The 7,711-nt window shown below is 66.6% G+C and carries 6 protein-coding genes; 4 read left to right on the top strand and 2 right to left on the bottom strand.

What is annotated here, in order from left to right:
* The first annotated feature begins 143 nt into the window (after positions 1 to 143).
* The 4 genes from GXP39_17950 to GXP39_17935 all read left to right on the top strand — a co-directional run bounded on the left by GXP39_17950 (position 144) and on the right by GXP39_17935 (position 5,953).
* Positions 144 to 1,175 (top strand): SH3 domain-containing protein, encoded by a 1,032-nt coding sequence (locus GXP39_17950; GenBank protein ID NOZ29916.1) that lies wholly within the window; start codon positions 144 to 146, stop codon positions 1,173 to 1,175.
* 83 nt (positions 1,176 to 1,258) lie between these two features.
* Positions 1,259 to 2,167, top strand: coding sequence for an SH3 domain-containing protein (locus GXP39_17945; protein ID NOZ29915.1), 909 nt, complete (start codon positions 1,259 to 1,261; stop codon positions 2,165 to 2,167).
* A gap of 110 nt (positions 2,168 to 2,277) precedes the next feature.
* The gene (locus GXP39_17940) at positions 2,278 to 5,190 is read left to right on the top strand and encodes a hypothetical protein (GenBank protein ID NOZ29914.1); all 2,913 of its coding nucleotides are present in this window, start codon (positions 2,278 to 2,280) and stop codon (positions 5,188 to 5,190) included.
* A gap of 388 nt (positions 5,191 to 5,578) precedes the next feature.
* A complete protein-coding gene (locus tag GXP39_17935) occupies positions 5,579 to 5,953 on the top strand; it encodes a hypothetical protein (protein NOZ29913.1) in 375 nt (124 codons plus the stop codon).
* A 134-nt stretch (positions 5,954 to 6,087) separates the two neighbouring features.
* On the opposite strand, the gene GXP39_17930 is transcribed toward GXP39_17935, so the two are convergent.
* Positions 6,088 to 6,597: an NUDIX hydrolase gene (locus GXP39_17930; protein NOZ29912.1), complete on the bottom strand. Its 510-nt coding sequence runs from the start codon at positions 6,595 to 6,597 to the stop codon at positions 6,088 to 6,090.
* A gap of 29 nt (positions 6,598 to 6,626) precedes the next feature.
* Positions 6,627 to 7,607 (bottom strand): uroporphyrinogen decarboxylase, encoded by a 981-nt coding sequence (locus tag GXP39_17925; GenBank protein ID NOZ29911.1) that lies wholly within the window; start codon positions 7,605 to 7,607, stop codon positions 6,627 to 6,629.
* Between the last annotated feature and the right edge of the window lie 104 nt (positions 7,608 to 7,711).

The following is a 7,711-nucleotide window of genomic DNA, read 5'->3' as shown; positions in this document are numbered from 1 at the left end:
GAGAAGATGCGTATACAGACACGACACCTTGCCTCGTCCCTGCAGGCGCCATGTATGCCAATATGGACGTTGGACTTTGAAAAGGCCCTATTACTCCCGGCGGGAGCTTTGTCATCCCTTTGGACTTATGTTATACTCGCGCCATGATACAGCGCCGCCTCCCCGGCACATGGGTACTTGCGCTTAGCGCGCTCCTGCTCCTCGCCGCTCTGGGGTGCTCGGCAGGGGGACTACTGGCTCGAGCGCCACGCCCGACGCCAACGCCGACCAAGACGCTGCGACCGACGTTCACGCCCACCCCGATGGGGGAATCCGCAGGCGTCATCCCGGCAGCCACGCTCCCGGCCGAGACATCGCTGCCCGTTGCAGCGGCGGTTTCTCCACGCGGGCTGGCGCCGGTTCGTCTGACCCCTACGGCGGTACCCACGCCGGCCCCTCCTACGCCGACGCCGGTACCCACCCCGACGCCGATACCGCCAACCCCAACACCATATCCGACCCCCTGGCTGACCGTCCTGGAGGACCGGGTGAACGTGCGCCAGGGGCCTGATCTCAGCTTCGAGAAGATCGGGCAGGTTCAGCGCGGCGAGCGGTACGCCATCCAGGGCCGGGTGCCGGACAGCAGCTGGTGGCAGATCTGCTGTGTGGAGGGTCGGGTCGCGTGGGTCGCGGCGCGCTTCGTGCAACCCCAGGGGATCCTGGCCTTCGTCCCCGTGCTGCCGAAGCCGGCGACGCCCACCGTCACCCCCACGCCGACCCAGACGCCCACCCCCTCGCCGACGCCCACGCCCATCCCACCGTTCGACGTGGCGCGCGGGCCCGAGTTCCCCTTCCCAACGGAGAACCCGCTGCTCACGATCTGGGTGTGGGTATATGAAGGGCGTCCGGGGAGCGAGCGCTCGTTGCCCGGCTATCGCCTGAAGGTGCTGCGCAACGGCGTAGACGTCAGCACGGACGTCACCTCTCACGGGGACCCGCCACGCGTGACTTCCAAGGCGGAAGGCTCCTACAAGTACAACCTGAAATACGAGCTCAAGGACCCAGGGCAGGCCGATTGGGTGATCTACCTGACGGATGCGACCGGCCGCAAGCTCTCGCCCGAGCGCAAGTTCACCACGCGAGGCTCTGCCCGCAAGAACTTATTCGTCTATATCGCATACATCCGTCTACGCTGAGGGGGCCGCGATGGGCGAGCGCCCTCGTGCGCGTCATCAGCCTGTCCCGGCCCAGCCTTCACATCACATTGCAGGAGAGGAAGATGCGTTACCGCACCGGTTGGATGCTCGTTCTCACGATCACGGTCTTGCTCACCACTCTGGGCTGTTCCCTGACCGGGCTCATCGCCCGCCCCCGCCCCACACCGACGCCGACACGCACGCCTCGGCCTACCTTCACCCCCACGCCGGTGACGCCGGAGCTTACGGAGATGCAGCCGACCCAAGCAGGTCCCACGCCGACGCCGGCAGCTCCCACCCCCACGCCGGAGCCGCCGACGCCCACACCCATCCCCACGCCGTTCGCCGTCATCAGCGCCGACCTGGTAAACCTGCGCGCGGGGCCCGGCACGAACTACCCACGAGTGGGCACGGCCAAGGCCGGACAGACCTTTACCATCACCGGTAAGAATCCCGCGGGTGACTGGTGGGAGATCTGCTGCATAGGGGAGAAGAAGGTCTGGATCTTCAGCAGCCTGGTGCAGGCCCAAGGCCCTCTGCACACGGTACAGATCGCGGCGAATATCCCGCCGCCGCCGCCGACGCCGCGCCCGACGCCGACGCCGATCCCACAGCCCACCCCCACGCCCGCGCCTCAATACGCGTTCAACGCCGGGGGCGTAGAGGCACGGACGAACACCAACCCATGGGTCAGCATCTGGGGCCGCCTCTTCAATCGGGCGGGGAACGGGGCCGTGGGAGGATATAAGCTGCGCATCCTGCGTGGAGGCGCCACGGTGGCCGAGGGCACCTTCGATAGCATCTTCTCCCGTGCCTATCCGGGCCTGGATAGCGAGTTCATCTACAACGCCAAGATCGAGCTCCACAACTTCAGCGACGGCCAGTACACGGCGCAGCTGTTGGACGGCAGCGGCCAGCCGGCCGGACCCGATCAGACGTTCACCGTGTCCGGCACCACACGGGAGTTCCTGATCACCTGGCGACAGCGCTAGCCGAACGCATCATATCCAAATGGACACGCTCATCGACAGCCGGAAGCCCGCGCGAGAGAGCAGGGTTTCCGGCTGATCTTGTGCCCACCCATCACGTCAATCGAGGGGACATGAACGACACGCGTGCGAGCTCCCTCCCTGCACCCGCATATCACGACTGGGGCAATCTGCCAGCCGTCCTGTTGCTCACCCTGGCAGGCCTGGCGCTGCGCGTGATCCGGATCGGGTTCCAGCCCCTATGGTGGGATGAGGGGTACAGCGTCTGGTTCGCCACCCACTCGCTCCCCCAGATGGCCGCCCTGACCGCTCGCGACATCCACCCGCCCCTCTACTACGCGCTGCTGCATGTCTGGATCGCGCTTTGGGGGCCCGATCCCATCGCGCTGCGCTCCATGTCTATCCTGCTGGGCGCGTTGATCATCCCCATCGCCTACCTGGTGGGGCGCGAGCTGGCGGGCCCCAGGGCAGGCCTATGGGCCACGGCCATCGTCGCCTTCAGTCCGTTGCATGTGTACTACAGCCAGGAGGTACGCATGTACGGCCTGGTGGCCGCACTCGGGCTGGGCGCCACATATTGCGCCGCACGCATCCTGGGGCTCACGCGCTCCGGCGACGCGCCGCCCGCTCGCAGCACGTGGATCGGCTATATCCTCCTGGCGCTGGCGGCGCTTTACACCCAATACTACGCGGCTATGCTGCCGCTGGGCTTCACCCTGTACGCGCTGTGGCACTGGCGCCACTATCCCCGCCGCCTGGTGCGGTGGCTGGGGGCCCAGATCGTCATCGCGCTGGCCTATCTGCCCTGGGTCTTGTACGCGGCCCCCAAGCTGATCCCCTACGTCTCCCAAAAGGTGGTAGCCGACGCGGACCGGCCGCTGGGCCCGATCCACTACCTCGCCCGCCACCTGAGCGCCTTCACCATCGGCCACGTGGAGGGTCCACTGGGAGTACTATGGCCCCTCGGCCTGCTGCCCCTGGTCCCCGTCGCCTGGTGGCTGTGGCGCCGACGCCACGCCCCCATACCGGGCCGTGCGGCGATCCCTTTCCTGTTCGTCACGCTGGCGACCAGCCTCCTCGCCGGCTTCCTGCTGAATTTACGCTACCCATTCTTCCCCGAACGCGGCGAGCGATTGCTGCTGCTGAGCGCCCCCACGCTCTGGCTGCTGGCCGCCATCGCGCTGGCGGATCTGTGGCGGGAACGACGCCGGTACGCCATCGGGGCCGCCATCCTGTGGGGGGGATTGGCCGCGCTCAGCCTCGTCACCTTCTACACGGTGCCCAGATACGCGGATGATGACTATCGCCCGCTGATCCAACAGGTCCAACGCCAGGGCCAGCCGGACGATGTCGTCTGGTGCGTGTTCCCCTGGCAGGTGGGCTACTTCCGGTCCTACCACCGCCCGGACGCCCCGACCGCCCGGCTGTTGCCGTCGCCAGAGTGGGGCCCATCCGTGCAGAGCGCCCTGGACGAGACGCTGGCCCAGGGCCGGCGCATCTGGCTGCCCGAACACCTCAGCCTGGGCGGCCTCCTGGAGACCCGTATGGAGGCCTACCTGCTGGCCCGGGAGGACGTCTATCCCACCGCCAACGTCTGGTACGGGCCCAACACCCGACTGACCCTCTTCACCCCCGCCGCCGGATCCGGGATCGTCGGGCCGCAGGGGGACACGCCTGTGAACTTCGGCCGGGTGCTCCTTCTGCACCGGAGCATCGTCTCCCCGAATATCCCTCGTGACCCAACGCGGCCGGAGCTGGCCCAGGATCCGCAGCGGCTACAGCCCGAGTACGACGTGATCCGGATCGACCTGGAGTGGGAGGCGACGGCTCGCGTGCCCCAGGGGCTGCGCGTGGGACTGCGCCTGGCCGATGATGCCGGACGCACGTGGAGTCAACGGGACAGCGGACCCTTGGGCGGGAGCAAGCCCTTCACCACGCTCACGCCCGGCCGGCGCCTGCACGACCGCCACGGGCTGATGGTGCCCGCGGGCACTCCCCCCGGCCGCTACACCGTCTGGCTGAAGATATACGACCCGGAGAGCGAACGGGCGCTGGATCTGATCGGGCCGGACGGCCGAACTCAGGGCACCGAGGTGGCGCTGGGACAGGTGGACGTGTGGCCGTCCGATCGCCCGCTGGATCCCGTGCATCTCCCCATCGGCGTTCCGCGGCCCGCCGATCTGGACGGCGGCGTGCGCTTCCTGGGATACACCATCGGTCAAGGCCCCTTTGAGCCCGGCCGGGCCATCCCGGTCAGCCTCTTCTGGAGGGCCCAGCGGGACCTGGATCAGGAGTATCTGGCCTTCGTCCAGCTCATCGACGACCAGGAGCGGCTCCTGGCCGCGTGGGAGGGCCCTCCAGGGGGCGCGTACCCCACCTATGAGTGGCGTCAGGGGACGTTGATCTGGCAACAGGTCGAGCTGCGACTGCCCGCCACTGTGCCCGACGGCGAGCACCAGCTCATTACGGGTATGTTCCGCCTAGCCGATCGATCCCGGCTGACGGTCGGGCGACAATGGTTCCCGCCGCGGCGTCCTCTGGATTACATCCCGCTGGAACGCGTGTCCGTGCGAGGCCGCTCGCACGAGTACACCCGCCCGTCCCCTCAACATCCGTTGGACGTGCAGATCGGGTCGTTCGCCCGGCTGATCGGCTACGATCTGGATGTGGATCCCCCTACGGCCGGAGGGCGGATCACGCTCACGTTGTACTGGGAGGCGATCGAGCCGGCCGACGAGGAGTACACGGTGTTCATCCACCTGCTGGACGATCAGGGGCGATTCCGAGGCCAACGGGACGCCCCGCCCGGCGATGGCGCCTATCCCACCACCGGCTGGCTGCCCGGCGAGTATCTGACGGACCGGCACACGTTCACCATCGCCAACGATGCGACGCCGGGGACGTATATCTTGGAGGTAGGCATGTACCTGCCCGCCACCAATGCTCGCCTCCCTATCCGGGACGCGGCCGGCAACCTGCTGGGCGATCGTCTCCTGCTCTCGGAGACGCCCATCATAGTCCGTTAAGAGCCTCCCTCGGCTACCAGATCCAGAGGGGGAGGTGTGGAGGAGAGGTCCCCGCCGCGGGAAACCCGCTTCTCCGGCCTGTACTTGCCCTGCTCGGCCCTCTCCGAAGGGCCTAAGAGCGTGTCTGAAAATTTACCGGCAAGATGTCTGAGGAGGCTCCCTCAACGACCAGTTCCACAGGGGGAGGTGTGGAGGGGAGGTCCCCTCCACAGAAATCCCACTTTTCCGGTCTGTACCTGCCTTTCTCGGCCCTTTCCGTAGGGATCTGGGCCGAGGCCGGGCAGGTCGAAGGCAAAAGAGGGGCTTCTTCCGGAAGGGCGAAGCCCCCGGGCCTCCCCACAGCGAAAGCGTCGTCCGGTAGTTGCAAGTAATAGACGGAGGGAAGAGGATGGACGAGCAGACGAAGGGTCAAGAGAAGCCCCCCACCGAGGACGTCATCGAGGAGCTAAAGCAGCTCGGTCAACAGATTGGACGAGCCCTCAAGGAAGCCTGGGAGAGCCCAGAGCGCCAGGAGCTGGAGCAAGAGGTCAAAGAGGGACTACGCGAGCTGGGCGAGCAGGTGGATGAAGTGCTGGAGACCGCCAAGGAGCGCCTGGTCTCCGAGGAGATCGTGGAGCAGGCCCAGGAGGCGGTGGAATCCATCGAGAAGACGGAAACCGTTCAGGAGATCCGCAAGGCGCTGGTCACCGGCCTGCGTGCCCTCAACCAGGAGCTGAATCGGCTACTCGGCGGGGAGAAGCCCCCCAAGGGGCCGCAGGAGTAAGCGCCCTGGCACAGAGAACACACCCGCATAGTAAGGCGAACCGGCGCAAAGAGGAGGGACTGCGGAAACAGCAAGCCCCCGGGCCTGCCAATGGCCCGAGGGCTGCACTCGCCTGATATATCCGAGGCGCGACATCAGGGGATGTCAAGACCTCTGGCCTGCCAGCGCGCCAGCGCCCACCGGGTGCTCTCAAAGGCCAGATCGTCCGGCAGTTCGTCAGGCGCGAACCACCCCACCTGGCTGACGTCATCGCCCGCCCGGGCCTCGCCCGCGTTCGCACGTGCCCAGTAGACGATGATCACCCCTCGAGCGTCAGGGTTGTCCAGGGGAAACACCCCCAGGACATCACCCACATGGACGTCGAGCGCCGTCTCCTCCCGCACCTCACGGCGCAATGCCTGCTCCGGCACCTCATCGTAGTCCATATACCCGGCCGGCAGCGCCCACATTCCCATGCGTGGGGTCACGGCACGACGCACGAGGAGAACCCGCCCATCGCGCTCGATCAGCGCTCCCACGGCCACCTTGTGGTCACGGAAGAAGACGAACCCGCAGGCCGGACACACACGCCGCACCCGCCCGAAGGCCTCTCGATCCTCCAGAAGATGCCCACAGCGTGGGCAGAAGTTCATCTCAAATCGCACGTATCCTCCGAGTCCCGCACCTCCAAGATCTATGCATCCCTCTCCACCGCCTGCCGCGCCGCCCGGATATTGGCGATCGGGGCCACGATAGGGGTCACACATCCCGTCCCCAGGATCGTCCGGATCCCCTCCGTCTGGCTGATGGCCGCTCGCGCCTGGGCGATCACCTCCTGCGGATCGCCCCGCACGACCGTGTCCCACCGGCTGAGCCCGCCGACCACCGCGCCGGGGAAGAGCCCCAACGCCTGCCGCAGCGACGGCGGCGTCTCCTGGTCATGCCAGTTGATCGCCTGCACGGGATAGTCCCGGAACAGGTCGAACATGATGTCGGTTCCGTGCAAGTGGAGCAGGTTGAACCAGCAGTCCTGCACCGCCTCCAGGATGCGCAGATCGTAGGGGCGGCCAAAGGTGCGATACTCATCCTCGCTCAGCAGATGATAGGTCGCATGCTGGACCGCGTAGAAGATCCCGGCGATCCCGGTGGGCTTGATGGCCTCCACGAAGCGGATGATGGACTGAGTGATGGTCTCCAGGCCGGCGTGAAACGCGTCCGGATACTGGCGCATATGGACCAACATGCGCTCACCCGCCAGGTTCTTGGCCTGGGCCAGCGGGCTGAAGATGGTCTGGATGAACGGCACCTCATCACCCACGTCCTGGCCGATCAGTTGCAGACAGCGCACCTGACGTCCCAGCCCGCCTTGCAGCGGGTCGAGGACGGATAGCTTCTCCCAGTCGCCCGGTTCCCGCACAGGATGGTGCACGTACTTGCGCGTGCCCTCCTCCGCGCCCAGCCATATGCTCTCCGTGCCCCAGTCCTCCAGGCAGAAATCACTGGAGGGGGTCACCTTGATGAAATCAAAGTCGAACTCACGCTGAAAGGCCACCGTGGACCGGGCCAGATCCTCCGCCCGCTGATCGTCCACGGGCCAATGACGCCACAACGCCACCGCAACCCGATCTACCGGCTGACCTCGAAAAGTCGCCTCCAACCGTTCACGCTTGGTCATGCCGCTCATGTACTCGCCTCCTTCACATCTCAGGGGGATCCCGACTATACTACCCCGCCAGCGCGCCGGGGTCAAGCGGAACTTATCTCGCCGCGAAGACGAAA

The organism is Chloroflexota bacterium (assembly GCA_013152435.1).
GTDB lineage: Bacteria > Chloroflexota > Anaerolineae > DUEN01 > DUEN01 > DUEN01.
Note: the sequence above shows the minus strand (reverse complement) of the source record. Positions and strands in the feature narration are given on the sequence as shown.